Below are 22,693 nucleotides of genomic sequence, written 5' to 3' on the forward strand. Positions count from 1 at the left end.
CGATCTGTATCTCTCCTCGGCCTGGCGTCTGTGGCGTGAACTGCCTGCTGTTATTGCGGCACAATCGGATCCGAACGCCGTCGTCGCGGCCGGCGAAGTGATGCTGCGTGCCGTCGACGATGCCGTCGCCGAACTGGCCGAAGGGTTTCAGTTGGCCAGACGTTCTCTGGTCCGCTCGCAGGTATCGGCACGCCGCGAGTTCGTCGACGACTTGTTGACCGGCGGCGCTGACGTCGTCGGATTGTTGGATCGCGCTTCAGGGTTCGGTCTCCACCTCAGTGGTCCGCATGCCGTGGCGGTAGTGACCGCCGCCCGTGAGTTCACCGACGACAACCCTTTGGTGCGCGCCGTCGAACGTGCCGTTCTGGGTAGCAAGGGTGACGCCGATGCGTTGGTCGCCAGCAAGAGCGGCAAACTGGTGGTCGTTTTCGCGGCGCCGGATCGCGATGCCGTCGACCACGTGCTGGCAGGGATTCGGTCGGCTCTCGGGCCGGGGACCGATGACGACGGGCGAGTGCAGTTGCAGCGGCGTCCTTTGGACGGCACGTGGCAGATCGCTGTCGGGCGCCCTCGAACCACCGCTTCGGGCGTGGTGGCGTCGTACCGGGAGGCGCTGGACGCACTGGACCTGGCGCAGCGCCTGTCGTTGACCGCACCGATCATCGATGCTCGTGACCTGCTGGTCTACCGGGTTCTGGTCAACGACAGACCGGCGGTCACCGACCTGATCCACACCCTTCTCACACCGCTGCTCGAGGCGCGTGGTGGCGCTGGACCGATGATCGACACACTGCTCGCGTACTTTTCCGCCGGCGGCAATACGGCTAAAACCGCCCGAGACCTGCATTTGTCCGTCCGCGCCGTGACGTACCGGTTGGACCGCATCCGTGAACTCACCGGTCAGAACGTCAACGATCCCAACGACAGCTTCGCGCTCCACGCTGCCGTACTGGGTGCGAAGCTGCTCGACTGGCCGGCCACCGAGCTGACCTGATCAGCTTGCGCGGGCGCGTTCTTCGTAGGCAGCACGTGCCGCGGTGTCGACGTCGCCGAGAAACTGCGTCTCGACGCCGAACAGTCGGCTCAATGCCTCGTACGGCCGCCGGGGGAAGAAGCCCTGTGCCTGCACGAGCAGCCCGGACACCCGCGTAATGCGTACGCGTGGGCGCGGTTTGGTGATCAAGCCGACGACGGCTTCGGCGATTTCCTCCGGCTGAACCTCTCGGAATCCCTTCATTCCCGAAGTGCCCGAGGTGAGTTGGGTGTTGGTGAGCGTCGGCAGCACGGACGAGATGTGAACTCCGGTGCCACGAACTTCCTTGCGGACAGAATCGGTGAAGCCCAACACCGCATGCTTGGCGCCGCAGTACGTCGACAAACCGGGGCACGGGAGTTCGCCTGCAAGCGAAGCGATGTTGATGACGTGTCCACGTCCGCGCGGAAGCATCCGTCGCAATGCGAGCTTGGTTCCCGTGATCACGCCGAGGACGTCGATCTCGATGATGCGTCTGGTCACGGAGTCGTCCTCGTCGACGATCCGTCCGACCGGCATGATGCCCGCATTGTTGACCAGCACGTCGATCGGGCCGAGTTCACCTTCGACGGTGTCGAGGAAGTCGAAGAACGAGGCGGGGTCGGTGACGTCGAGGCGCCCGAACGTGCGGATGCCCAAATCCTTGGCTGCTCGCGCGAGAGTGGCTTCGTCGATGTCGCCGATCGCGACGGTCGCACCCAGGCTGATCAGCCGCTTCGCGGTGGCGTATCCGATGCCCCGGGCGCCGCCGGTGATGACCACTACCTGACCGTCGAAAGGTTTGTTCATTTACTCCAGCGTCTCCAAAGATAGGGGTTGGTTGCAGTGAGATGTGATTGTGGACCAGTCGAAACCGGGTTGCTAGGGCTTCTTGGCCGAAGTGAGACGATAGATTTGTGACTAAGTCACAATCAGGGTGACAAGTCGGGGAGGCGCCATGGACACATCGGAGTTGGACGGCTGGATTGCAAATCTCGCGCCCATCTATCTCCAGCCGGATGTGATCGACGGTTTCGTTCAACGCATCGACGACGCCATTGCGGTGGCCAATCCTGAAGTGGCGGCTGACCGGGAGCTACGACGCGATGTGGATGCGAGCACTGCGGCGCAGCTTCGCGTCATCGTGGCCGCGATCGCGGGCGGTTCCCAGGAGGTCACGCCGCCGCCGGAGTCGGTTGCGCTTGCACTCACCGTTGCCAGGCGCGGTATGGATCTTCGAGTCCTGCTCAAGATCTACGGTGCCGGACGCCTCGCGATGCTGGGCTTCGTCGACGAGTCGATAGAAGCACTCCCGATCGGTCCGGAACTCAAGCGCGCACTTCTGGTCCGAGTGTGGGGTTCGGCGATGAGATGGCTGGAAGTGACCACCGAATTGTTGGTGGCAACGTATGCGAAGGAGCGTGAGAGCTTGGCGCGCGGCGCTTTTGCGCGTCGGTCCGAGACGGTGCACGCGATTGTCGCAGGCGAAGCACTTCACTCCGATGAGGTGTCGCAGATTCTCGACTACCCGATGCGGCGCCACCACACTGCGTTTGTTCTCTGGACGGACGACACCGATCCGGCCGCCGACGTATTGGCCCGATTGGACTCGTATGCGCGTTCCTTTGTGGACGAGTCGAATGCCGAGCGCGTGCTGACGCTGCCTTCGGGGGCGCGCGAGGTGTGGTCGTGGGTCGCGCATTTCGACGACCATGAGTGGGCGGCGCTCGATCGTGCTCGGAGTTCGGACCTCCGTGTCGCGGTGGGGGCCAGCGGTTACGGAATGGAAGGATTCGCGCGCAGTCACCGCGAGGCTCTCGCCGCGCAGCGCATCGCGGTCCGTTCGACGGGTTCACCGGGGGTCACCGTCTACGAAGATGTTCAGGTTCCCTGTCTGCTCACCGAAGATCTGGACGAACTGCGTGCGTTGGTGGCACGGGAATTGAAAGGCCTCGCCGGCGCGGACGGTGTCACGACGCGTATCCGTGACACCGTTCGGGTCTATTACGAGAACAATTGCACTGCAGCCGCTACCGCCGTGGCGCTCGGTCTGCACAAGAACACCGTGCGGTATCGACTCGATCAGGCCGAAAAGCTGTTAGACCGCAGCGTGGACCAGCGTCGGCTGCCAACAGAGTTGGCGCTCATCGCGCTGGAGAGCTACGGAGCCGCCCTCCTGGCGAACCCGTGACTCGCTACTGCATGTCGTCGAGCCCGGGGAGCGAATAGCCGGAGCTGTCATCCCAATCGGCGGGGGTGTCGTCGAGTGAAACGTCCCAGTCTGCGTCGGGCACCGCTCGCCGGAGTTCGGTCAGAGCGTTGAACCAGTAGACGAGCGAAGGGATTACCTCGGTCGGGTCGCTCGAGATCTTTGTCGAACCGTTGAGCAGAGTGTTGGGGATATCCGACGGATAGAGGTCCAGGACCTCGTAGTCGAACGGAAATTCGTCGTTGTGGACGGCGATGAGTCGGTCGACTTCGGCCTTCTCGTCGTCGGTCAGCGGTGTGGTGCGGACGGCGGAGTAGTACAACGAGGTGCTCATGCTTGCCAGGCTAGAACAAGATGCCGTCCAGCGGCGGTTTCGGACGCAACACCCTCAGATTGCATGGTTTCGGCAACTTCAGGTGTGAAAGTCGTCGATATTTCGACCGGGATGGATAGAAGTCGGCAAGGAACACTGGATAAGAGGGCGAGACGGCCGTCCGAACCCAGTGAAGGAGCTCCCCGTGACCGCAGTCATCAGTGCCATTCGGGTAGGTGGTCAGCGATGAACGTTCCCATGTGGGCGTGGGCCGCGTTCGCCGCAGTCATCGTCGTCATGTTGCTCATCGACCTGCTCGCCCACCGCGGCGCGCACGTCATCGGCTTCAAGGAAGCGGCCTGGTGGAGTGCACTCTGGGTCGGTTTGTCTCTCGTATTCGCGGTGGTCGTCACCCTGACCTTGGGGGTGAACTCGGGCGTCGAATTCACCACGGCCTGGCTGTTGGAGAAGAGCCTCTCCGTCGACAACCTCTTCGTGTTCGCCCTGATCTTCGGTTACTTCAAGGTGCCCCGTGAATACCAGCACCGCGTGTTGTTCTTCGGTGTCATCGGCGCCCTGATCTTCCGCGGTATCTTCCTCGCCGCCGGCGTTGCCGTGGTCAGCAAGTTCACGGCCGTTCTGTTCGTCTTCGCCGCCATCCTGCTCTACAGCGCCTACAAGCTGCTCAAGGACGACGACGAGAACTTCGATCCGGGAACCTCGCTGGCGGTTCGCTTGCTGCGCAAGATCATGCCGGTCCGTGAGGAATACGCAGGAACCAAGTTCTTCGTCAAGGAAGCCGGAAAGCGCGTCGCAACACCACTGTTCGCCGTCGTCGTCGCCATCGAAGCTGCCGACCTCGTGTTCGCAGTCGACAGCGTCCCGGCAGTGCTGGCAGTGAGTGACGATCCATTCATCGTCTACTCCAGCAACGCGTTTGCGATCTTGGGTCTGCGTGCCCTGTACTTCCTGCTCTCGGGCCTGCTCGAGAAGTTCCACTACCTGTCCAAGGGTCTGTCGATCATCCTCGCCTTCATCGGCGTGAAGCTGATCATGCAGGCCAGCCACAAGGTGATCAGCACGTCGATCCCCGAGATTCCCTCACTGGTCAGCCTCGCGGTGATCATCGTGGTGTTGGCAGGCTCGATCATCCTGAGTCTCAAGAAGCCGCTACCGGAAGAGCCTGAGGCCGAAGAGGTTGCGACCGGTGATGCACCGATCGACCTCGAGAAGTCAGGTGCTGACGGCAGCATCGAGAAATCCGGCGTCCAGCTCGCAACCGGCGAGCGCGACGACGATGACGACAAGGTAGATGCTCGGCCCAGAGGCTGACGCCTGATCGGCTGAACGAATCGAAAAGGGAGACCACACAACGACGTGTGGTCTCCCTTTGTCAAATCATCACCAACTGCTTCCCCCGGTTGTGGCCCGAAAGCTGCCCGATCAAGGCCGCTGGGGCATTTTCGATGCCCTCGGTGACATCGTTGCGGTAGCGCAGTCCACCTTCGGCGATTCGAGCGGACGCCCACGCCCGGTACTCCGGGTACCGGTCGTAGTGGTCGTAGCAGACGAACCCTTCGATGCGTAGACGTTTGCGTAGTACAGGGCGTAGGGGAGGCCCGACTTCGCTTTCATCCTGGTTGTATTCGCTGATCATTCCGCACACGACGACCCTTCCGAAATCGGCCATGCGATCGAAAACCGCTCGCGTGATCGAGCCTCCGACGTTGTCGAAATAGACGTCGACGCCCTTCGGACACAATTCGTCCAACTGCTCGCCGATGTTCGCCGTCTTCCTATCTATGCAGGCGTCGAACCCCAATTCCTCCACAACGTATTCGGTCTTCTCACCCCCTGCGATTCCGATCACCCGGGCGCCCGCCAGCTTCGCGATTTGGCCTGCAACCATGCCGACTGCTCCGCCGGCCGCCGAAACCACGACTGTGTCTCGCTCTCGGACGTCGGCGACCAACCGCATTCCGCAGTGTGCGACAAATCCTGGCTGTCCTAGAATTCCGAGTTCATCTCCTAGGGAAGCTCGATTCTCCCTCGGTATGCGGTCCAGGGCAGCGCCTTTGATTGTGTGATAAACCTGCCAGTGCGTGCCGCCTCGAACCAAATCACCTGCCGCAAAGTCAGGATGCCGCGAAGAAATCACTTCGCCGACTGCGATGCCGTCCAAACCGGAGTGCGCAGGCACTACTCCAGCCAAGACGACGTCGCCGATACCGGCAACAGCTCCCAACGGCCCGGGGGCAGAGCTGGTGGACGGTAGGCGTCTTCGTATCGCCGGATCGATCGAAAGATAGTGGGCGCGGAACAGAACTTCGCCGTCCGCGGGCGGCCGGATCGGAACCTCGTCGATCCGAAAATCTTCTACGACAGGCAAGCCGCGGGGAGCTCGAACGACTCGCACAGCGCGGTTCACATATTCGGTCATGCGCAATTTCCAATCTGCTTCGACACCGGTTCGCATCACTTCTCGGGACGATTGCCCGGAATTGATCTCGCCGCCTTACTGATTCACGGCGAAGACGTCTGGGAATTCTGTCCTCGAGCAGCAAGGAGCGCACCTTCCCGCCCGCTCAGTGAGAATGTGGCAACCCGACGTCCGGAGCGCGACTTCATTTCCCATACAGCGGGCGGTTTGTTGGTTGCCTCGTAGTCCGACTGTGAAGCTCTGCGCAGTTCAGTTCAGCGCAGCGCTGACGCTCGTCACCAGTGGTATTCGGCTGTGGATTTTTACGAGGGCGTCAATGATCTGCCAGATCTTGTGTGAGTGATTTTGTCGAGGACGAGAGGTTGACTATGACTTCGCCGGTGGGTTCGGAGCGTGCGGTTCATGACACAACGGATTGGCTCAGAACGGGATTGGTCGATCCAACGGAGCCAGGCTTCCTGTCCGATCCGTACGCGCGGTACGCGATTGCGCGAGAAGTTGCTCCGGTACAACAGCATTCGAATGGCGTATACATGCTTTTCGCCTACGACGACGTGAAACGCGCACTGGCGGACAAGTCGCTGAGTTCGTCGGAACAGTATGCACTCGAGGCACCGCGCAATATGCGGATCAAGGCGGCCGGTGGCAGCGACGCCTACTTGTTGCGCCCATCGTTGTCGAAGCTGGATCCACCGGACCATCTGGCATTGCGCAAGCTACTGGCGCGCCCGTTCACGCCCAGGGCAATCAAGCGTTACGACGCGCGGGCGAAGGAAATCGTCGACGAGTTGCTTGCCGATCATGGACGGGGCTCCGAGATCGAGCTGGTGACGGAAGTTGCTCATCCGCTACCGATTCGCCTTGTCTGCGAAATTTTCGGTATCCCCGTACCTGCCGACACCGATACGATGTTCGAGTGGACCCGTAAGGGACTCAACCTACTCGATCCGTTTCTGACTGCCGAGCAGACCAGCGACTACATTTCCGCTCAGCGTGATTTCTCGGCACACCTTCAGGACGTTATCGCTTGGAAGCGCAACAATCTTGGCGACGACATCCTGTCGGACTTCATCTCCGCCGGCGACGAAGGCGAGATAATCGGGCCGGATCAAGTTGCCGCTACCGTGCAGACTTTGGTCATCGCCGGACTGGACACCACAGTCAATCAGGTCGGTCTCACCATGAATGCACTTATGGGCCATCGTGATCAGTGGGAACGACTCGTCGACGACAGGGCACTGCTCGATCACGCGGTAGAAGAAGTCCTGCGCTATGAGCCGACGGCGCAGTTGATGATTCGCATTGCTCCCGAGGATTACGCGGTGGGAGATGCGGTGATTCCGGCCGGAAATCACATTGTGACGTGGCTGGCGTCGGCAAACCGCGATGAAACTCGATTCGGTCCGAACGCGGACAGATTGGACTGGTCGAGGTCAAATGTCCGGGACCACATCACGTTCGGTCACGGTGCGCACGCTTGCCTCGGTGCGTGGTTGGCCCGGCTGGAGATCAAGACCATCCTGAATGCGTTGATCGACAAAGCGCCGAAGACCGAGCTCGTCGACGGTGGAGTGACGTGGGGTGGCACGGCCTTTATCCGCGGTGTCTCCGAACTGCGATTGAACCTTTTCTGATTGCACGAATTCGTGAACAGACCACTCGGTGGGCAAGTCGGTGTCAGATGGTCGACGTCTTGTTAGTCTGGGCCGGTGCCTGATCCCGCAACTGCGTGTTACCCGGCATTGCCCGCGACAAGTTGGGCAGTGCTGGGAATGCTCACATTCGGAGAAGAACTCAGTGGCAGCGATCTGAAAAGCTGGGCCGACTGGAGCATCGGGTTCTATTACTGGAGCCCGTCGGTGAGCCAAGTCTATACCGAGCTCAAAAAGCTGGAAACGCTGGGATTCGTCAGTTCGCGGGAGGTTTCGGAATCGGGTGGGCGTCGTCGACGAGTGTTCACGATAACCGAATCCGGTATCGAGGCTCTCAGATCATGGTCACGCCGATCGGAGATCGAAACCCCCGTTCTCAAACATGGAGTGATGTTGAGACTGTGGGTCGGCCACCTCAACGACCCCGATCAGCTCAAGTCGATAGTGCTCGATCACATCGACAACCTCGAGGCAAAGAAGCTCAAGGCAATCGAACACGCCGATAACTCGGAGAATGAACCCGCCTGGGCATTTACCGAGATGAGTCTGCGATGGATAGGCCGCCATTTTCAGATGGAGATCGACCTCGCCGCTCAGTTGCTCGATGACATCGATGAGGCCGCCGCTCGATTCGCGCAAGGCGACGCCAACGCTCTCGGCTTGCCGCAGCCCGTCAAGGCCGGTAGTTGGAAGTTGATCTGAGCGTGCGGAGGTACAACTCTCCAGATTCTGCCCCACGCCAATAGAATTGTGCTGTCGAGGTTTTCGTGCCCAGTCTTCGTGCCCAGTCTTCGTGCCTAGTCTTCGTGCCTACTGAGCTCGCATGCTTTCGGTGGTCCGGACGCCCGCATTTCGCCACAGGGAAGCGGCTGTTTCCCGAAGAAGCCCGGTGAGAGGCGAGTTCCGCTCGTCGAGCGGCATTTGTCGGAGCGGTCCGCAGATCGACAGCGCGGAGGTCGCGACGCCGATCGGGCCGATCGGAGTGGCGATCGTGCCGAATCCGTCGATCGGCGTGTCACGGCCGTATCCCACGCCGGTTTTTCGGACCTCGTCGGCCGCCTCTCCTCGCTCGTTGTTGAAGGTGTGGAGGACCCTGCCGACGAGAGTTCCGTCTGCGCGCGTGCTGAAACCGATCCGATTCGGAATCATGCTGGCGAAACGACCTGCCATGTGGGCGCGGCACACCACATTTGAGCCGTCGAGAATCGTCATCTCGACGATCAGTCCGGTACGCCGGTGCAATTCGTACAGGTGCGGATGCGCAGCTGAGTGAAGTCTGTCCTGGTACACGGCCAACGAGCCGAGTTCCACGAGCCGCAACCCGAGCGTGTAATCGCGGCCGCTGCGGTGCAGCCACCGAAGTTGGACCAGATGGTCGAGTATGCGGTGGGCTGAAGACCTTGGAAGTCCGGTTCGTCGGACAATCTCGGCGAGGGTGAGACGATCTCGACCGCCGAACGCATCCAGTAGCAGAGAGACTCGGTCGAGGAAGGCGTTCGGCGTTGCGGGATCGACCTCGAGCTGGAGCGACATGTGTTCCCTCTGCTATCCCGTAGTCAAGTTGGACAACTGCCCTGGACAAGGCTATTTCGATTAGGAATGATGACATGTTTTTTCTGCTTTGTGAAGAAGGCCACCCTGTGGATCGGACGCCTCCGGTGCTCGTCGGCGGAAACGGACCACTGATCGGGAGAGCGGGTTCCTTGCTTGGTGGTGGGCGATCTACGTTGACGTGATCACACGCCAAGTGGACAAACGCGGATGCCGGCGCAGACGTAGCGCCACCCGCCGGGCTGAGAGACCAGGAGACGATATGACGATTCAAGCGGAAGTCACCGCGATGCTTGCAACCCTCAACGCTGGATTCCCGGATGTCACCAGTGTCCCGCCGTCGGAGCTACGAACTCTGATTCGGAACCGACGTGCGCCGCTGACGGGTCTTCCCGACATGCTTTCAGTCGAGAATCACGTAATCGACGGTCCCGGTGGAGATCTGGCAATTCGCGTCTTTCGTCCGCATGGAACCTCGAACGACGTTCCTCTCGCGGTCTTCGCTCACGGGGGCGGTTTCGTGTTCTGCGATCTGGACAGTCACGACGAATTCTGTCGATCGATGGCGCAGGGAGTCGGCGCAGTAGTGGTTGCCGTCGACTATCGGTTGGCGCCGGAGCATCCGGCACCGGCAGCCCACGACGACGTCTACGCCGCGGTGGCGTGGGCCAGCGAGCATGCTGCCGAATACGGTTCCGACGCAGGTAAAATCGCACTTGTGGGCGACAGTGCGGGAGGGAACCTCGCGGCGACCGTGGCTATTGCCGCTCGGGATCGGGGTGGTCCGGAAATCGCCCTTCAGGTTCTCATCTACCCCGTGATCGACGACGACTTCGAAACCGAGTCGTATCGGCTCTACGGCACGGGTCACTACAACACCACCGCAGCGATGGAATGGTACTGGCAGCAGTACGCGCCTGAAGGTCGCGACGACGCCCGTGTGATTCCTACGCGTGCGGAGACGCTCGCCGGTCTTCCGTCTGCTGTCGTCGTGACAGCCGAACTCGATCCGCCGTGTTCGTCAGGTGACGCGTATGCGCAGATGCTCGCGACGGCTGGCGTTTCGGTGCGCCATCATCGCTTCGAAGGATTGTTCCACGGCTTCCTCACTATCCCGTCTTTGTCACTGACCGAGCCTGCGCGACAGAAGCTTTGGGCGATGACGCGCGAGGCGCTCGGTAGCGAGTAGGCAGATCACTTCACTGTCAGGAGTCTCTCGGTGAGATTGCCGAACGTGTGACAGATTCTGTCGTGGACCACGGCCTCGGGACATTCGGGGTCGAACCACCGGTCCACCACTGCCCAGTGAATCGGATGATCGAGGTACTGGGTCTGCAGTGAGCCGAGGTCGGTGAACTCCTGCTCCCAGACATGAGTCCATGGTGTGTGCCCGATCGCTGCGTCGACTCGGCTGAGACGCCAGGCGCAGATCGACGAGATATGGGTAGGCATCCTGAGCAGATCCCGTTCGAATTCCTCGAGTACGTCCTGGGGTGTGCCGGGGGATACCCGGATGAACAGCGCTCGGTACACCTGACCGGCGGCTTCGGCGCCGGAACGTCCCGTGGTCCCGGATGAGTACTCGGCACCGTGGAAGTGGTCGACGGCGGCGCAGCGCAGGCTGTCGTCGACCGCATCTCGGGCTGTCTGCCAAGCCATCTCGTCTTCGAACTGAAGATGGACGATCAGATCTCCGCCGTTGATGACGCCGGGAAGTGTCGTACAGACGAGACGACGCAGCGCGTTCGACGATTCGGCAACTGCGGCAATGTTCTTCACTGCAGCGGTCCACTCGTCGGCGCCCGCCCCGTTGGCGGCGTGCACGACTCTTGTCACGTTATACATTGCTCAGTCCTTCGATGTCCTTTGCTGCGGCGGCCATGGAGCGACTCCGTTCGATTATGAGCGGAGCCATTGCATCCCACCACTGCCTGAGGGTGGAGTCTCTGCGGCCCTGGCGCGTCATCGACCACCAGCCGGCCGTGCCGTCGACCGTCCAGGTGACGGTCAAGGTGTTCGGGTCTTGATCGCACCACAACGGAGGGCTGACGAGTACGTCGGCGAGTGTCATGCCGCGACGCTGTGCACTCGGCAAATACTGGTCGAGTAGCGCGTCGACGAACTGTCGACCGCATCCCGGTTTCGTGACTATCCGATCGATCACGTAGAGCGTTTCATCTGCCATTGGTGAAGATTACTTTCCCCTAACCCGTTGTGATGCTTTCGATCTCACACAGCGGGAGATAGCGGATTTGGTCATGTGCCCGGCATTTCGACACCTCCCGTCAGGCGGGAATCGTTGCTGTGCAACAGAATCGGATGATGCAACATGGCGGACAACGATTGCGTGAAATGCAGTCGAACTCAAGTCGAACACATACGTCATGTGTTCGATGTCGTGAAGTGGAAGAGCCTTGGAGGAGCAGTTGAATCACTCGCTGGTAGGGAAGACCGCGCTGGTGACCGGGAGCAGTCGAGGCATCGGCAGGGCGATCGCCAGGCGACTGGCGGCAGAGGGGGCAACCGTGGTCGTCACCGCACGGTCGGCTCGGCCTACCGCGGCAGTCCGTGCCGACAGTAATGTCGTCATCGGCGGTACGTTGTCCGAGACCGTCGAGATGATCGAGTCGCAACACGGTCGTGCACTTGCCATTCCGGCCGATCTCGAGGATTCCGAGGCTCGCGACGGATTGATCGAGAAGGTCGTCTCGCGGACCGGAGGTATCGACATCCTCGTGAACAATGCCGGGTTTGCCGACTACGCGCCGATCGAGAAGATGTCGCTGGCGACGTTCGATCGGACCCTCGACCACTACATTCGCGCGCCGTTCGCCCTGTCGAAGGCAGCCATCCCCTACATGCGAGAGCGCGGCGCAGGCTGGATCGTGAACATCGGTTCCTCGACGGGACTGAATCCGATCAGGCCCTTCCGCGACTACAACAAGACGTCGGGTGACGTGATTTACGCGTCGATGAAGGCAGCACTGCACAGGTTCACACAGGGCCTCGCCGCGGAGGTGCTGGACGACAATATCGCGGTCAACTCGGTGGGGCCTTCCACTGCGATCTCGACTCCCGGCGCCGACGCACTCATTCCGGATGGATACGAAACCGAGCCCGTCGAGTATCTTGCCGAGACGGTACTGGCCATGTGTTCTCTTCCCGCGGCCGAGCGGACCGGCCTTGTAGCCTTCAGTCTTCATTTTCCCTGGTATCAGGATCTGGTCGTGAAGGCGCTCGACGGGCAAGGGCTGATGCCCAGACGTGAGCCACCGACGTGGTGCAATCCCAACATTCTGCCCGAAGGAATCTGAAGTCTTTGTCGAGCAATAGTTTCGGCGACACAACCCGAGGAGTGGAGATGTCCCACGCTGAACGCCGGTTCGGTACCGGCACGGCCGTCGTGACCGGTGCGGGGGCCGGTATCGGTGCAGGGTTCGCCCGTCACCTTGCGCGGCTGGGAATGACGGTGGTCGTTGCCGACATCGACGAGGAGCGTGCGTCGCTCGTCGCCGAGGACATTCGCGCGGCCGGTGGGAGAGCTGACGTCCATGGGGTGGACGTAGCGGATGCCGATGCCGTGAAGAGGATGGCGGACAATGTGTTCGATCGTCACGGCAGCGTCGAGTTGCTGGTCAACAATGCCGGAGTGGAGACGGCCGGGTTGCTGTGGGAAGTCAGTGGTGCGCGGTGGAGACGGTTGATGGAGATCAACGTCGACGGCGTCTTCTATTGCCTTCGTGCTTTCGTGCCATTGATGTTGAAGGTGGGTAAGCCGGCGTGTGTGGCCAATCTGTCTTCTGTCGGCGGGATCAACAGCGCCGCGGTGCAAGGACCGTACATCGTCAGTAAGTTCGCGGTGCTGGCGATGACCGAGAGCTTGCACCAAGATCTGTCGTTGGTCGACTCTCCGATTCAGGTCAGTGCTGTTGTTCCACACTCGATCCGGAGTGAGATCTTTCGTGCGGCCCAGCGTGACGCGCCGACTACGAACGTCACGGCAAACGCTGTCTTCGATGCAATGCAACAGGCGAACGTCGAATCCGGACTCGACCCGCTCGATGCCGCCGAGCACATGACCGAAGCAATAGCGCGTGGGGACTTCTGGGTGTTCTCCGACGACGACGCGTGTCGGCAGTTCACCGACCGCCGAGCCGCTCAGCTTCGAGACCTGCTACCTCCCGCCGATCCTCGCACAATGCTCACACGCATGGGCATCTCGTGAATGCGGAGCTGTTCGGAGCAGGCCTGTTCACGCGCTGCCGTTGACAGACGTCGACGCACTCTTGGGGAGGCCTGACCAACCCACCAGGCCGACCAGAGCGAAAGCTACGGCGGCAGTGACGAAGGTGACGGTGAAGGCGGATTCGCTGGGCAGAGCGGATACGCCCTCTGGCAGGTTCGCGATGGTCATCGAGGCGAGAATCGTAGTCACCACTGCACTGCCCATGGCGCTGCCGGTGGAACGGGAGATCGAGTTGATGCCGTTGGCTATTCCACTCTGGTGTCGCGGAACGCTCGACATGATGATCGCGGGCATGGCCGCGTAGCCCAGGCTCACGGCGGCGCCGATCACGATGCCGGCACCGATGACCGACGCGGTGTGCGTGTGGTCGTACGCGAGCCAGGCGAACGGCACCGCACCACAGATGGCGGTGAGTCCCAGGACGAAGCGTGGCCCACGCACTCTGATGAGCCGCCCACCGATCGGTGCTGCGATCAGCGAGGCAATCGCACCCGGCAGCAGGAATTCCACCGACGCACGCAGAATGCTGGCGTCGAATCCGTATCCCGTGAGGGCGTGGGGAAGCTGCACGAGATAGGAGATGCCCAGGAAGTTGGCGAACATTCCGAAGCCCAGCATGACCCCCGCCAGATTCGCCATCATCACGGGCCGGTGGACGAACATTCGCATGTCGACCAGTGGTTCGTCGACGATCTTCTCGATCCAGACCCAGACTGCGAACATCACGATCGAGCCCAGGAAAACACCGATGGTCACGGGTGAGAACCAACCCCATTGGTGGCCTTGCGAAATCGACAATAGGAGCAGAAGGAGTGCAGCGCCCAGGCTCAGCGCGCCGATGACGTCGACGCGCCCGCCGCTCTTGTGCTTGGTTGCCGGAACCAGCGTGATGACGGCGACGAGGGCAAGCAACGCGAACCCGGTGGCCATCCAGAAGGCATTGCGGTAGTCGGCATCCGGAGCCGATGTGAGAAGTCCGGTGGCTACGAGGGCGAGCCCGCTGCCGAATGCGAGAGTTCCGCTGACCAATGCCATCGCGCCGGGAAGCTTGTGTGGGCGGACCTCTTCACGCAGGACCGACAGAGCCAGCGGGAAGATGGCGGTGGCGGTCCCCTGGAGGACGCGTCCGAGGATGAGAAGTGGCAGATTGTGTGCCAGTGCGGCGACGATCGAACCGATGACCATGACGACCAGAACGCCGACCAGCGTGCGCTTCTTGCCGTGCTGATCGCCGTAGCGGCCCAACAGGGGAGTGAAAACGGCGGCCGACAGCAACGTCGCCGTCGTCACCCAACTGATGCCGGCCGCGGATGCGCCCAGATCGGACTGAATACGCCCCAAAATCGGGACGGGCAGTGTCTGCATCATCGAGACGATCATCGCGGCCAGGCTGAGCGCCCCGATGATGACGGCCTCGCGGCGCGGCGATGTTACGACGGATACATCCGGGGTGTCGTGGACCGTTGGCTGCGCGGCGCTGTCGGTCGTCACTGAATTCGTCAAGTGGGTCCTTCTCGGGAATTACAAGAGAAATTGCTTAATGTGCCGAAGTAATTTTCTCTGGATGGTAAGTCCGCGAGATCGATCCCGTCAATGCTGGTCAGTGAGCCCCTGGGACCAGCTCGGTGTATTCAGGACCAACTCGGCGTGTTCCGGACTAGAAGGGGTAGACCGGGAGTGCGCTCTGCGCAGTCACCCACTGCGTTTCGGTGAAGGCGTCGAGGTTTGCGCCGATACCGCCGACGCGGCCACCGTTACCCGAAGACGCCATACCGCCGAACGGGATGACTGCTTCGTCGCCGACGGTCTGATCGTTGATGTGTACGAGGCCGGTGGGGATTTGTTGGGCGAGCTCGAGCCCTCGCATGGCGTCGGAGGTCAGAATGCCCAGTGACAGTCCGTACTCGGAATCGTTGGCTATGGCGACGGCCTGTTCGACGGTGGCGAAGGAGGTGACCGGTGCGACTGGCCCGAAGACTTCGTCGGCGAATGCCGGCGCGGTGAGTGGGGTGTCGGCCAGCACGGTGGGCCGGTAGAAGAGATCTTCGTAGGTGCCGCCGGCCGCCAGTTTTGCTCCGGCCGCGATGCTTCCGGTGACCAGGGAGTGGATGTGGTCGCGTTGTCCGGAGTCGATGATGGGTCCGAGTGCGACCTGACCGGTGAACGGGTCGCCTACCGGAAGCTTGTCGGCGTGTTCGGCAAGGAGTGCGGTGTAGTCGGCGGCGATACTTTCGTGGACGAGTTGGCGGCCGGTGGTCATGCAGATCTGCCCCTGGTGCATGAAGGATCCGAAAGCGCCTACAGATGCGGCCTTTTCGAGGTCGACGTCGTCCATGACGATCAGTGCGTTGTTTCCCCCGAGTTCGAGGTGTGCTCGTTTGAGATGGCGGCCCGCCAGTTCACCGACAGCGCGTCCTGCCCGGGTCGACCCGGTGAATGCGATGACGCGAACGCTCGGATGAACCACGATTGCCTCACCGGCGTCAGCGCCACCCGGCAGCATGCCGAACACTCCGGCAGGCAAACCGGCTTCTTCGAAGATGCGGGCAAGAACCACACCGCCACAGATCGCCGTGCGCGGATCAGGCTTGAGGATCACCGAATTGCCCAGTGCCAGTGCGGGAGCGACTGCACGGATCGACAGAATGATCGGGAAGTTGAACGGTGCGATGACGCCGACGGTGCCGACGGGGACGCGACGAGAGAAGCTCAGTCGCGGTTGCTCCGAGCGCAGCACCTCGCCGACGGGGTGTGCGGCCAAAGCTGCTGCGTTGTAGCACTCTTCGGCAGCGGTGTGGGTTTCCAGTCCGGCTTTGGCGGGAATGCTGCCGGCCTCGCGGATTACCCATTCGCCGATTTCGTCGGCGTACCGCTCGAACAGTTGACCGGCGCGGCGTAGAACGGCGGCTCGTTCGGTGTACGGCCTTGCTGCCCAATCCTTCTGAGCGGCAGTAGCTTTTGTTGCAGCGGCTGCCACGTCGTCTGGTGTTGCCATGCCGACCGTCGTCAACTGCTTGCCGGTGGCCGGCTCGACGACAATACGATCGTCGGCGCTACCGCGAACCCATTCGCCGTCGAAGATCTTCGATTCCCACACAGGTTCGCTCAGCAAACGCGTCATGGCCGCTCCTCGGTAAAGGGATGCAACCGCGCGCCGCATCACATGGTTGTGGACCACGTTGCGCCGTGAGGGGAGTCGATCGCCATCGCACTTTCACTCAGTGAAAGACGGATTCATGGCGTCCTTGAGCGCTTGGATCAGATCGGCGAACTCGGTCGAGTGGGTGGCGCCGCTGCGGGTCACTCCCGAGACGGGAATTCGCAAGCGGCCGTTCGATTCTCGCATGAAGCTGATGCCGGCGCGTGGAGATTCGCCTGCGGTGATCGAATACAGGAGGGTCCAGGCGCGCGGGTTGGTGATCACGTCCAGCGTGGCTGTGTGATCGCTCGGAATTGCAGGGCCCAGTTGGACGCGTCGATCTATCTCGCGGAACGCGTCCTCGACCACCTTGTGAATGAGCACCTGGCTTTGGCGCGGCGGCAGGAGCAGGGGGTATGCGGCCAGATCATTGAGGTCGACGCTTTGCTGGCCGGCCAGGGGGTGCCGGCTCGACATGACGACCAGCAGATCTTCGACGCCGAGGTCCAAGGGTTCGAGTCCGGGGCGGTCGACGCCGCCGCGAATCAGCGCGATGTCGGCGTCACCGGAGGCCACGGCGTCCATGCGGTGGGCAAAACTCTTGATGACGAACTCGACGTCCAGGTCCGGATGAAGTTCGCGCACGTGTGCGATGGCGTCCAGCGTCTGAGCGGCGAAGCTCATGTTTCCGGTGATCCGGATCCGGGCTCGTGGGTCGCGTGCGACGGAGTAGGCCATCGTTTCGAGGCTGAGGACTTGCTGCGCGATGGGCACGAGTCGCGATCCTGCCGGGGCAAGGCGAACGGCTCGGGTCGAGCGTTCGAAGAGTGTCGCGCCAAGCTCCTTCTCCAGTCGGGCGACCTGATGGCTGATCGCCGACTGCGAGATGAAGCAGCGCTCGGCAGCGCGACTGAAGCTCAGTTCCTCGCTCACGACGAGGAAGTACTTGAGTTGGCGGAAGTCCATGAGGACAGCTTACTTATGAGCAATCGAGATAACAGTCTTGCGAATACTCCAGCTAGCTGGACCCGACCCATGATCAGTCCATACCGTAATAGTCATACTTTCAATTTGGTTGAGGAGATTTGTTGTGGATAGAACAGCTGCGGGTCGCGCTGACATCGACGCGACTGGACACGAGCAGACTCAGGTAGTCATCGTCGGTTCGGGATTCGGAGCCCTCGCCGCGGCCAAGACCCTCGCGAAGTCCAAGACGCCGTTCGTCCTCATCTCCGCCACCACCGAGCACCTCTTCCAGCCGCTGCTCTACCAGGTGGCGACTGGTGTTCTGTCGGCAGGCGAAGTTGCTCCGCCCATCCGCACGATCCTGCAGAAGTACCCCAACGCCGACGTGCGTCTCGGTCGCGTCGTCGAGGTCAACGCCGAAGAGAACACCGTCGTCTACGAGGCTTCGGGCACCCGCCACACTCTCGGATACCGCTCGCTCATCGCAGCCACCGGTGCCACCCAGGCGTACTTCGGTCATGACGAGTTCGAAAAGGTCACCTATAAGCTCAAGACCGTCGAGGATGCCGAGGTCCTGCGTAAGCAGATCCTGCGTTGCTTCGAAGAGGCTCACACCACCAACGACGCGCTGGTTCGCCGCAACCTGCTCAGCTTCGTTGTCGTCGGTGCAGGCGCGACCGGCGTCGAGCTCGCCGGACAGATCAAGGAACTGGCGCGTCGCTACTTCGCCAAGTCCATCAACAACATCAGCGCCGACGAGGTCACGGTCACCATGGTCGAGGGCGCGGGTGTTGCGCTTCCGGCCTTCGGCGGCAAGCTCAGTGAGTACACACAGGCCTCGCTCGAGAAGTCGGGTGTCGAGGTTGTTCTCAACACCATGGTCACCGCCATCGACGAGCACGGTGTCACCGTCTCTTCGGCAAAGACCAAGGAAGAGAAGCGCATCGACGCCGAGACCGTCATCTGGTCGGCCGGTGTTCGCGCCAACGACTTCGCAGCAGTGCTCGGCGAGGCGACCGGTTGTGAGAGTGACCGTGCAGGTCGTCTGCTCATCAATCCGGACTTGACCGTCGGCGGGTTTGCCAACGTCTTTGCCATCGGCGACATGACTTCGCTGAACGGTCTGCCGGGTCAGTCGCCCGTTGCAATGCAGGGTGGCCGTCACGCAGCGAAGACTGTGAACGGAAAGGTCAAGGCCGGAACGCCTTTCAAATACTTCGACAAGGGCAGCATGTCGATCATCAGCCGATTCAGCGCTGTGTGTCGCGTCCGCAAGGTCGAGTTCAAGGGCACGATCGCCTGGTTCATGTGGCTGGCCGTGCACGTGATGTATCTGGTGGGCTTCCGCAACCGGTATGTCGCTGTGATGTCGTGGTTCGGTTCGTTCATCGGTCACCGTCGTCCGCACTTCCACTACGCGCAGGAGCCGATGAAGATCGAGGCCACGCCGCCGGTGACCGAACGCGAACCCGAATTGGCGCACTCCGCGTAGCTCCGCACCGCCTGAACACGTTTCGCCTGATGTCAGTCACACTGTGTGAATGGCATCAGGCGAGCGTTCGTTGATCGGCCGGGCATTTATCGTGCTCGGTGCCTTCGACGCGAAATCGCCGCGGTTGACGCAGTCGGAGATCAGTCGTCGCAGCGGTTTGCCTCTGCCCACCGTCCACCGACTGTGTGGGCAGTTGGTGGCTGAGGGCGCACTCGAGCGTCGGAGTGACGGCAAGTACCAGGTCGGAGTCCGGTTGTGGGAGATCGGCGCTCTTGCTCCCGGCGCTCACGGCCTACGGCAGGTGGCGTTGCCGTTCCTCGAGGACCTGTACGAGGTCACCCGAGAGAACGTGCAGTTGGTCGTTCGTGAGGGCACCGAGGCTCTGTACCTCGAGCGCTTGTCCTCGCGTAGCGCCGTCACCGTGGTCGGCCGTGCCGGCGGAAGATTGCCGTTGCACGCGTCCAGCGGTGGATTGATTCTCCTCGCGCACGGCGGAACCGAGCTTCTCGACGACGTCCTTCGCGCCGGCCTCGAGTCGTTCACTCCCAAAACCATTACTTCCGAGCGGATTTTGCGAGCAACTCTCGACGAGATCAGGCGCGCCGGATTCGTGGTCTGTCGTGAGTATCTGAACGTCGGAACCCTTGCCGTCGCCGCTCCTGTCCGCGAAGCCGGGGGCAGTGTCGTGGCAGCGGTCTCGACAGTTGTTCCGGTGGAGCAGGATCCAGCTCCTTTACTGCCCGCGTTGGTCGCGGCCGCCCGTGGAATATCACGCGGGCTTGGTAGCGGTGGGTTTCGATAGCTCGTTTCGGTCTTTCACTGAGTGAAATTGCAGCTGTTCAGAGGAGTGATCGTGGTCGAGGGTGGTCTCAATCGTCACTCACCTCAGGAGCTCTCTGTATGTCTTCTTCACGCACCCAGGTCGGAATCGTCGGTGGTGGTCCCGCCGGGTTGATGCTCTCGCATCTGTTGCATCTGAAGGGAATCGATTCGGTTGTCCTGGAATGCCGCACCCGCGAAGAGGTAGAAGGCACCATTCGTGCCGGCGTGCTCGAACAGAACACGGTTGATCTCATGGTCGAGACCGGACTCGGTGATCGACTGAAGCGGGAGGGCCTCGAACATCACGGAATCGAGTTGCGATTCGGTGGACGAGGGCACCGAATCGCGTTCGACGAACTGACCGACGGGCGAGCAGTCACGGTGTATCCGCAACACGAGGTGCTCAAGGATCTGATCGCGCGGCGTCTCGCTGACGGCGGGGACATTCGATTCGGAGTGTCCGACGCGCAAGTACACGATCACGAATCGGATCGCCCGAGTATCACTTTTGTCGACTCGGACGGAAATGATCAGAAGCTCGAGTGCGCCCTGGTGGCCGGTTGCGACGGTTCACGCACCGGAACGCGAAAGCTGATTCCCGAACCGTCGATCCGAACGGATCATTTCCGCCAGTATCCCTTCGCGTGGTTCGGCATCCTGGCCGAGGCGCCGCCGTCGTCCGAAGAACTGATCTATGCCAACCATGAGCGCGGGTTTGCACTGATCAGCACACGGACGCCCGAGGTACAGCGTCATTACCTTCAGGTCGATCCGGACGACTCCGTGGACAACTGGTCCGACGATCGAATCTGGGACGAGCTGCACATGCGCGTCGACGGTGAGGGGGCGGAGATCAAGGACGGCAGGATCTTTCAGAAGTCGATCCTCCAGTTCCGCAGCTTCGTGTGTGAGCCGATGCAGCACGGCAACCTGTTTCTTGCAGGGGATGCGGCGCACACCGTGCCGCCGACCGGCGCGAAGGGAATGAATCTCGCGATCGCCGACGTCTACGCACTGGCGAAGGCAATGGACGGTTTCTTCACCTCGTCCGACCGAAAGATGCTGGACGGGTACACCGAAACGGTGTTGCCGCGTGTGTGGCGGACGCAGCACTTCTCGTGGTGGATGTCGTCGATGCTCCATCGCTTGCCAGACGACAGCGGTTTCGGGCATCGCCGACAGTTGGCCGAGTTGGACATGGTCACGCGTTCCGTGGCGGGACGAACGCTGATCGCCGAGAACTACGTCGGAACTCCCTTGCATCAGTAGGCCGATTCGCAGGTTGCACGGTGCGAAATCAGGGGGAGTGGGGTGCCAGGTGTCACCAGGACCCCGAAGTTCTTGGTATGTGTCCGCCTGGCGGGAAGCCGCCGAGCCGAAGTAGCGGGAGCTTTGTAACCTCGAACACGTCCTTGTCCAACCGAGGGTGGCTGATGCTTCGACCGCACTGCGGGGGAGTTGTCGTATGACTGAGCGTTGCAAGAAGTGACTGTTCAGGATCCACTGTCTCCCAAGCCGATCGGTGCGAACCGACTTCGAGCTCATCGAGGCACTTCAGTCGCTCCGGTCAACTGAACAGAGGGATCTTCCGATGAAGTTCAGCCTCGCCGTGGCGATGATTCCCCTCTCTCAACTCGTTGCACTTGCGAAAGTGGCCGAAGAATACGGCTTTTCTTCGATCACGATGCCCGACTCACTGTTCTTTCCCGAGCGGGGCGCTACCGGGTATCCGTATACCGCTGACGGTGTGCGGATGTGGGACGCGAAGACACCATTTGTAGACCCCATGATTGCCGCGGCCTTCATGGGACCCGGAACGTCGAAGATTCGCTTTTATCCGCAGGTGCTCGAGCTCAGCTCACGCAATCCTCTGCTGCTGGCAAGCCAGGTGGGGTCGGTCGCGAATCTGACAGGAGGCCGCTTCGGTCTCGGGGTCGGTGTGGGCTGGGCGCCAGAGGAATTCGAGTGGTGCGGCGCTTCCCCCAAGGATCGAGGCCCGCGAGTCGACGAGATGCTCGAGGTACTGCGACTGGTTCTAGGCGGCGGTATGGTCGAACATCACGGCAAGTTCTTCGACTTCGACAGGCTGCAGATGAGCCCGGCGCCGGTCGATCCCGTCCCCATCTACATCGGAGGACATTCCGCGGCCGCATTGCGCCGTGCAGCGCGAGTGGGTGACGGTTGGACCTCGGCTACAGTCTCTTTCGCTGATCTGCAAGCTCTCATCGCGAGGATCGGCGTCCTGCGGGTCGAGTACGGGCGCGCCGAGTCCCCGTTCGAAATTCAGGCCGTCTGCGCCGATCGCTTCGGTCTCGACGGCTCCCTGGAACTGGCCGATAGCGGAGTGACGGAATCGATCGTCATTCCTTGGGCCATGTACGGCCTCGGGTTCGACTGCGACCTGGAAGCGAAGAAAGATGCGGTACGCAGGTTCTCCGAGGAAGTCATCTGCAAATTCTGAAATTCACGTAGCGCACCCGTGCTGCAATGACCCGTGTGCGGGGATCAATCCGTATGCGGGCGTTGCGGCTCCAACATCCGTTCGCGCAGACTGTCGTAGATAGGTGCCGACCCTGCCGACGTGGTGACGAATACCGCTGCCGCAGTGGCAGCGAGCATCGGGACCAGCGTCGACGTCACCGCGGTCATTTCGACCACGATCACGATGCCGGTGAACGGTGCGCGTACTACGGCGCCGAAGAAGGCCGCCATACCGACGGTGGCCATGGTGACCGTGAGCCCGGCGTCCACTCCGGGCACGAAGCTCGACAGTCCGGTGAAGATCGACCCCCAGAGCGCGCCGAGAGCGAGTAAGGGAGCGAACAGTCCGCCGGGAGTTCCAGCGGCATAC

The 22,693-nt window shown here is 61.5% G+C and carries 22 protein-coding genes; 12 read left to right on the top strand and 10 right to left on the bottom strand.

Translation table 11 applies throughout. The annotated features are described in order from the left end of the window. The coding region (locus A2J01_RS22620; protein ID WP_064113638.1) for a PucR family transcriptional regulator at positions 1-994 on the top strand (994 nt) is incomplete at its 5' end. On the opposite strand, the gene A2J01_RS22625 is transcribed toward A2J01_RS22620, so the two are convergent. Then, entirely contained in the window at positions 995-1,822 is an 828-nt protein-coding gene (locus tag A2J01_RS22625; protein WP_003942902.1) for an SDR family oxidoreductase, read from the bottom strand. A 148-nt stretch (positions 1,823-1,970) separates the two neighbouring features. Between A2J01_RS22625 and A2J01_RS22630 the strand changes: the two genes are divergently transcribed. Next, positions 1,971-3,203: a PucR family transcriptional regulator gene (locus A2J01_RS22630; protein WP_064113639.1), complete on the top strand. Its 1,233-nt coding sequence runs from the start codon at positions 1,971-1,973 to the stop codon at positions 3,201-3,203. A gap of 4 nt (positions 3,204-3,207) precedes the next feature. Here the strand turns inward: A2J01_RS22630 and A2J01_RS22635 are convergent, their stop codons facing one another. Further along, the gene (locus A2J01_RS22635) at positions 3,208-3,555 is read right to left on the bottom strand and encodes a hypothetical protein (RefSeq protein ID WP_003943172.1); all 348 of its coding nucleotides are present in this window, start codon (positions 3,553-3,555) and stop codon (positions 3,208-3,210) included. A gap of 225 nt (positions 3,556-3,780) precedes the next feature. Between A2J01_RS22635 and A2J01_RS22640 the strand changes: the two genes are divergently transcribed. Continuing rightward, entirely contained in the window at positions 3,781-4,866 is a 1,086-nt protein-coding gene (locus tag A2J01_RS22640; protein WP_003942925.1) for a TerC family protein, read from the top strand. Between the two features lie 61 nt (positions 4,867-4,927). On the opposite strand, the gene A2J01_RS22645 is transcribed toward A2J01_RS22640, so the two are convergent. Next, complete coding sequence (locus tag A2J01_RS22645; RefSeq protein ID WP_030536117.1) at positions 4,928-5,974, bottom strand: NADP-dependent oxidoreductase; 1,047 nt, start codon at positions 5,972-5,974, stop codon at positions 4,928-4,930. A 368-nt stretch (positions 5,975-6,342) separates the two neighbouring features. Between A2J01_RS22645 and A2J01_RS22650 the strand changes: the two genes are divergently transcribed. Next, complete coding sequence (locus A2J01_RS22650; protein ID WP_007730518.1) at positions 6,343-7,608, top strand: cytochrome P450; 1,266 nt, start codon at positions 6,343-6,345, stop codon at positions 7,606-7,608. Between the two features lie 138 nt (positions 7,609-7,746). After that, the gene (locus tag A2J01_RS22655) at positions 7,747-8,328 is read left to right on the top strand and encodes a PadR family transcriptional regulator (protein ID WP_064113640.1); all 582 of its coding nucleotides are present in this window, start codon (positions 7,747-7,749) and stop codon (positions 8,326-8,328) included. Between the two features lie 108 nt (positions 8,329-8,436). Here A2J01_RS22655 and A2J01_RS22660 read toward each other — a convergent pair whose 3' ends face one another. Beyond that, positions 8,437-9,159 carry an IclR family transcriptional regulator gene (locus A2J01_RS22660; RefSeq protein ID WP_007730520.1) on the bottom strand — a complete coding sequence of 241 codons (723 nt, stop codon included), beginning with the start codon at positions 9,157-9,159 and terminating at the stop codon, positions 8,437-8,439. A gap of 280 nt (positions 9,160-9,439) precedes the next feature. Here A2J01_RS22660 and A2J01_RS22665 point away from each other — a divergent pair, with 280 nt between their 5' ends. Then, positions 9,440-10,366: an alpha/beta hydrolase gene (locus A2J01_RS22665; protein ID WP_064113641.1), complete on the top strand. Its 927-nt coding sequence runs from the start codon at positions 9,440-9,442 to the stop codon at positions 10,364-10,366. A 5-nt stretch (positions 10,367-10,371) separates the two neighbouring features. Here the strand turns inward: A2J01_RS22665 and A2J01_RS22670 are convergent, their stop codons facing one another. Both A2J01_RS22670 and A2J01_RS22675 read right to left on the bottom strand, forming a co-directional pair. Next, positions 10,372-11,022 (bottom strand): Dabb family protein, encoded by a 651-nt coding sequence (locus tag A2J01_RS22670; RefSeq protein WP_063315528.1) that lies wholly within the window; start codon positions 11,020-11,022, stop codon positions 10,372-10,374. Continuing rightward, positions 11,015-11,362 (bottom strand): hypothetical protein, encoded by a 348-nt coding sequence (locus tag A2J01_RS22675; RefSeq protein WP_007730530.1) that lies wholly within the window; start codon positions 11,360-11,362, stop codon positions 11,015-11,017. The genes A2J01_RS22670 and A2J01_RS22675 overlap by 8 nt, the downstream gene beginning before the upstream one ends. A gap of 241 nt (positions 11,363-11,603) precedes the next feature. Here A2J01_RS22675 and A2J01_RS22680 point away from each other — a divergent pair, with 241 nt between their 5' ends. Together A2J01_RS22680 and A2J01_RS22685 are read left to right on the top strand one after the other, a co-directional pair. Next, complete coding sequence (locus A2J01_RS22680) at positions 11,604-12,491, top strand: SDR family NAD(P)-dependent oxidoreductase (protein WP_058038475.1); 888 nt, start codon at positions 11,604-11,606, stop codon at positions 12,489-12,491. Positions 12,492-12,538: 47 nt separating this feature from the next. Next, complete coding sequence (locus A2J01_RS22685) at positions 12,539-13,402, top strand: SDR family NAD(P)-dependent oxidoreductase (protein ID WP_007730535.1); 864 nt, start codon at positions 12,539-12,541, stop codon at positions 13,400-13,402. A 27-nt stretch (positions 13,403-13,429) separates the two neighbouring features. Here A2J01_RS22685 and A2J01_RS22690 read toward each other — a convergent pair whose 3' ends face one another. From A2J01_RS22690 to A2J01_RS22700, 3 genes are all read right to left on the bottom strand, one after another. Then, positions 13,430-14,926, bottom strand: a complete 1,497-nt coding sequence (locus A2J01_RS22690) for an MFS transporter (protein WP_202426560.1) — start codon at positions 14,924-14,926, stop codon at positions 13,430-13,432. Between the two features lie 154 nt (positions 14,927-15,080). After that, the gene (locus A2J01_RS22695) at positions 15,081-16,544 is read right to left on the bottom strand and encodes a benzaldehyde dehydrogenase (RefSeq protein ID WP_064113642.1); all 1,464 of its coding nucleotides are present in this window, start codon (positions 16,542-16,544) and stop codon (positions 15,081-15,083) included. A 93-nt stretch (positions 16,545-16,637) separates the two neighbouring features. Continuing rightward, a complete protein-coding gene (locus tag A2J01_RS22700) occupies positions 16,638-17,528 on the bottom strand; it encodes a LysR family transcriptional regulator (protein WP_058038355.1) in 891 nt (296 codons plus the stop codon). Positions 17,529-17,652: 124 nt separating this feature from the next. Between A2J01_RS22700 and A2J01_RS22705 the strand changes: the two genes are divergently transcribed. The 4 genes from A2J01_RS22705 (at position 17,653) to A2J01_RS22720 (ending at position 22,303) form a co-directional block, all read left to right on the top strand. Then, positions 17,653-19,020, top strand: coding sequence for an NAD(P)/FAD-dependent oxidoreductase (locus tag A2J01_RS22705; RefSeq protein WP_003942969.1), 1,368 nt, complete (start codon positions 17,653-17,655; stop codon positions 19,018-19,020). A 49-nt stretch (positions 19,021-19,069) separates the two neighbouring features. Further along, positions 19,070-19,822, top strand: coding sequence for an IclR family transcriptional regulator (locus tag A2J01_RS22710; RefSeq protein ID WP_003943227.1), 753 nt, complete (start codon positions 19,070-19,072; stop codon positions 19,820-19,822). Positions 19,823-19,920: 98 nt separating this feature from the next. Further along, positions 19,921-21,111 carry a 4-hydroxybenzoate 3-monooxygenase gene (locus A2J01_RS22715; protein WP_007730544.1) on the top strand — a complete coding sequence of 397 codons (1,191 nt, stop codon included), beginning with the start codon at positions 19,921-19,923 and terminating at the stop codon, positions 21,109-21,111. A gap of 322 nt (positions 21,112-21,433) precedes the next feature. Further along, entirely contained in the window at positions 21,434-22,303 is an 870-nt protein-coding gene (locus A2J01_RS22720) for a TIGR03619 family F420-dependent LLM class oxidoreductase (protein ID WP_064113643.1), read from the top strand. A gap of 44 nt (positions 22,304-22,347) precedes the next feature. Here the strand turns inward: A2J01_RS22720 and A2J01_RS22725 are convergent. Then, a partial coding sequence (locus A2J01_RS22725; RefSeq protein WP_197494275.1) for a chloride channel protein occupies positions 22,348-22,693 on the bottom strand: 346 nt, incomplete at its 5' end.

It is taken from the genome of Rhodococcus sp. EPR-134 (assembly GCF_001647205.1).
GTDB classification, from domain to species: Bacteria; Actinomycetota; Actinomycetes; order Mycobacteriales; family Mycobacteriaceae; genus Rhodococcus_F; species Rhodococcus_F qingshengii.

Coding starts and splice junctions, on each gene's coding strand:
- A2J01_RS22625 (WP_003942902.1), bottom strand. CDS start 1,822: ATGAACAAACCTTTCGACGGTCAGGTAGTGGTCATCACCGGCGGCGCC.
- A2J01_RS22630 (WP_064113639.1), top strand. CDS start 1,971: ATGGACACATCGGAGTTGGACGGCTGGATTGCAAATCTCGCGCCCATC.
- A2J01_RS22635 (WP_003943172.1), bottom strand. CDS start 3,555: ATGAGCACCTCGTTGTACTACTCCGCCGTCCGCACCACACCGCTGACC.
- A2J01_RS22640 (WP_003942925.1), top strand. CDS start 3,781: ATGAACGTTCCCATGTGGGCGTGGGCCGCGTTCGCCGCAGTCATCGTC.
- A2J01_RS22645 (WP_030536117.1), bottom strand. CDS start 5,974: ATGACCGAATATGTGAACCGCGCTGTGCGAGTCGTTCGAGCTCCCCGC.
- A2J01_RS22650 (WP_007730518.1), top strand. CDS start 6,343: ATGACTTCGCCGGTGGGTTCGGAGCGTGCGGTTCATGACACAACGGAT.
- A2J01_RS22655 (WP_064113640.1), top strand. CDS start 7,747: ATGCTCACATTCGGAGAAGAACTCAGTGGCAGCGATCTGAAAAGCTGG.
- A2J01_RS22660 (WP_007730520.1), bottom strand. CDS start 9,159: ATGTCGCTCCAGCTCGAGGTCGATCCCGCAACGCCGAACGCCTTCCTC.
- A2J01_RS22665 (WP_064113641.1), top strand. CDS start 9,440: ATGACGATTCAAGCGGAAGTCACCGCGATGCTTGCAACCCTCAACGCT.
- A2J01_RS22670 (WP_063315528.1), bottom strand. CDS start 11,022: ATGTATAACGTGACAAGAGTCGTGCACGCCGCCAACGGGGCGGGCGCC.
- A2J01_RS22675 (WP_007730530.1), bottom strand. CDS start 11,362: ATGGCAGATGAAACGCTCTACGTGATCGATCGGATAGTCACGAAACCG.
- A2J01_RS22685 (WP_007730535.1), top strand. CDS start 12,539: ATGTCCCACGCTGAACGCCGGTTCGGTACCGGCACGGCCGTCGTGACC.
- A2J01_RS22695 (WP_064113642.1), bottom strand. CDS start 16,544: ATGACGCGTTTGCTGAGCGAACCTGTGTGGGAATCGAAGATCTTCGAC.
- A2J01_RS22700 (WP_058038355.1), bottom strand. CDS start 17,528: ATGGACTTCCGCCAACTCAAGTACTTCCTCGTCGTGAGCGAGGAACTG.
- A2J01_RS22710 (WP_003943227.1), top strand. CDS start 19,070: ATGGCATCAGGCGAGCGTTCGTTGATCGGCCGGGCATTTATCGTGCTC.
- A2J01_RS22715 (WP_007730544.1), top strand. CDS start 19,921: ATGTCTTCTTCACGCACCCAGGTCGGAATCGTCGGTGGTGGTCCCGCC.
- A2J01_RS22720 (WP_064113643.1), top strand. CDS start 21,434: ATGAAGTTCAGCCTCGCCGTGGCGATGATTCCCCTCTCTCAACTCGTT.